Here is a 2,304-nt window from a genome sequence, read left to right on the forward strand (position 1 = left end):
CTTATCCCAAACCGTTCAAAGCCCAGGTCGTTCAGGAATGCCTTCAGCCCGGCGCCACCGTTTCAAGCGTCGCCATCGCTCACGGCATCAACGCCAACGTCATTCGTAAATGGCTGCCGCTTTACCGTAACCGATCCATAAACCCCACCTACCGCAGGATGAGGCTTTGATTTACCGTGGCATCTCCGGTGAGCAGTTCCACGGAAGCAAGGCCTCATAGTCCTCTACTGACGAGGCATGCGGCAACCGCTCAAGTACGTGGCGCAGCCACGTATAGGGCTCTTGGCCGTTGACCTTTGCTGTCTCGATCAAGCTATAGATCTGCGCACTGGCTGTCGCCCCTTTGGGCGTGTCACTGAACAGCCAGGCCTTGCGCCCGATCACAAACGGTTTTATTGCGCGCTCTGCCGGGTTGTTGTCGATCGGTAAAAATCCAGCTTCCACGTAACGCTCCAGCCGGCTCCAGTTGTTGGCAAGATAATTAACCGCCTTACCCAGCACGCTTTGCGGCGTGACCTGGGACTGGGTTTTCTCCAGCCAGCTTTTCAACTGCGCCAGTACCGGCAAGCTCTTTTCCTGGCGACCGATAAAACGTTGTTCATCACTCACGTCCTTGAGTTCACGCTCGACGCCGTACAGCTTGTTGATCATTGCCAGCGCGATATCCGCGCGCCCGGTTTTACCTTTCGGCTGTACTTTTTGCGCCTCGACAAACTTGCGCCGTGCATGGGCCATGCACGCCAATCGCTCAACACCGGGTTGCAGCGCCAACGCGTTATAGCCGGCGTAATCGTCGGTCATGACATAGCCGCGATAACTTTCCAGCAGGCGCAGTGGCACTTCCTGCGCACGGCTGGAGGTGTAGTCGAACAACACCACTTTTCGATCCGGCGGCCCGCTGGCCTGCACCCACATCCACGATTGGCTGGTCGGGTCGCGATCCGGTTCTTTGAGTACCTGGACGCGGGTTTCATCGCAGTGGATGACCGGGCTTTCCAATAAGCGGTCGCGCATCAGATTCAACAGCGGTTGCAGATGCTCGCCGCATTGGATGATCCAGCGGGCCAGCGTCTGGCGCGGGATTTCTATGCCATGGCGACTCAGCACCGTTTCGAAACGGTGCAGCGGCAAGCCATCGACATACTTGGTGGTCAGCAGCATCGCCAGAACGCTTGGGCTGGCCATGCTCTTTTCGATTAACTGCGCTGGCTTGTCAGCGATGACCGGTGCCATTTCACAACCGCGGCAACCGTAGACTTTGCGGATGTGTTTGATGACCCGGATCTGCATCGGCACGATGTCCAGCTGTTCGCTGGTTTCTTCACTGATCATGTGCTTGCGGCAACCGCAGGCACAGATCAGTTCGTGTTCGGGCAGGTCGTGAATGACTTCGATGCGCGGCAAGTCAGCCGACAACGGCTTGCGTTTGCCGCGACGCGGCGTCGGAGCCACAACTTCTTCATCGGCGTCGCCGATGGAAGGCATCGGCTCACTTTCAGGCTCGTTGAACAACGCCAGTTGCGGCGTGTTGGGTTCGACCGTCTGCTCGGATTTTCGATTGAACAAACGGTCGCGCAACAGCTTGATCTGTTCTTTCAGATCGACGATATGAGTCTGGTAGGCCTCAGCCGTTACCTGCTCACGACTGAGCGCCTCAAGCAGCAGTTGCTTGAGCAGGGCAGGATCGTCAGGAAGGTCTTTGGGCATGGAAATCATGCCCGGATTATACCGGGTCAGGCGACGAAACGCGGAGTCAAAACCTGATGCGGACGGTTGCGCCAAAGATCAAAACCGTCCAGCAGCCAATTCAGTTCCTGCACCGTCAACACGATGGCTTCGTCGGGGTCGTCTGGTGATATTTTAAAACGTTCGGATTCGAGGCGCTTGAGCCAGAGACAGAAACCGTTGCGCTCCCAATAGAGGATTTTCACTCGGTTACGGTGGCGATTCAGGAAAACAAAAAGCACCGGATCGAATACGGCAACCTTGATATCCAGCTCGACCAGGGCGGCCAGACCATCGATGGATTTTCGGAAGTCGACCGGCTTAGGGTAGAGGTACACTTTTTCGACTTTGGCGTCGGGGCGCATCATGGCGTGCTGGCTCCTGAAAGAGATCGGGAGCACAGCATCCAGAATCAAATGGCGGCTTTGAATGTGGGGTTCGTGGATCGGTTACGCTTTACCGGCACAGCTCAGTGCCCGCGTTGCCTGCGTTTGTCCCGTTGAAGGCTCCTCCTAAGCGGCCGTCAGAGGCATTGGCGATCATCGAGATACCCGTTGGCGAACAAGCCATCGCCGTGAA

At 56.8% G+C, this 2,304-nt stretch carries 3 protein-coding genes; 1 reads left to right on the forward strand and 2 read right to left on the reverse strand.

The features are described from left to right. Positions 1–170, forward strand: a 170-nt coding sequence (locus AACY02_RS26170) for a transposase (protein ID WP_445262011.1), incomplete at its 5' end; no start/stop codon positions are given. A 1-nt stretch (position 171) separates the two neighbouring features. Here the strand turns inward: AACY02_RS26170 and tnpC are convergent. Both tnpC and tnpB read right to left on the reverse strand, forming a co-directional pair. Next, entirely contained in the window at positions 172–1,716 is a 1,545-nt protein-coding gene (gene tnpC, locus AACY02_RS25835) for an IS66 family transposase (RefSeq protein WP_339434346.1), read from the reverse strand. 17 nt (positions 1,717–1,733) lie between these two features. Further along, entirely contained in the window at positions 1,734–2,093 is a 360-nt protein-coding gene (gene tnpB, locus AACY02_RS25840) for an IS66 family insertion sequence element accessory protein TnpB (RefSeq protein ID WP_339434347.1), read from the reverse strand. Between the last annotated feature and the right edge of the window lie 211 nt (positions 2,094–2,304).

The sequence above is a fragment of the Pseudomonas sp. EA_65y_Pfl2_P78 genome (assembly GCF_963970495.1).
Lineage (GTDB): Bacteria > Pseudomonadota > Gammaproteobacteria > Pseudomonadales > Pseudomonadaceae > Aquipseudomonas > Aquipseudomonas baetica_A.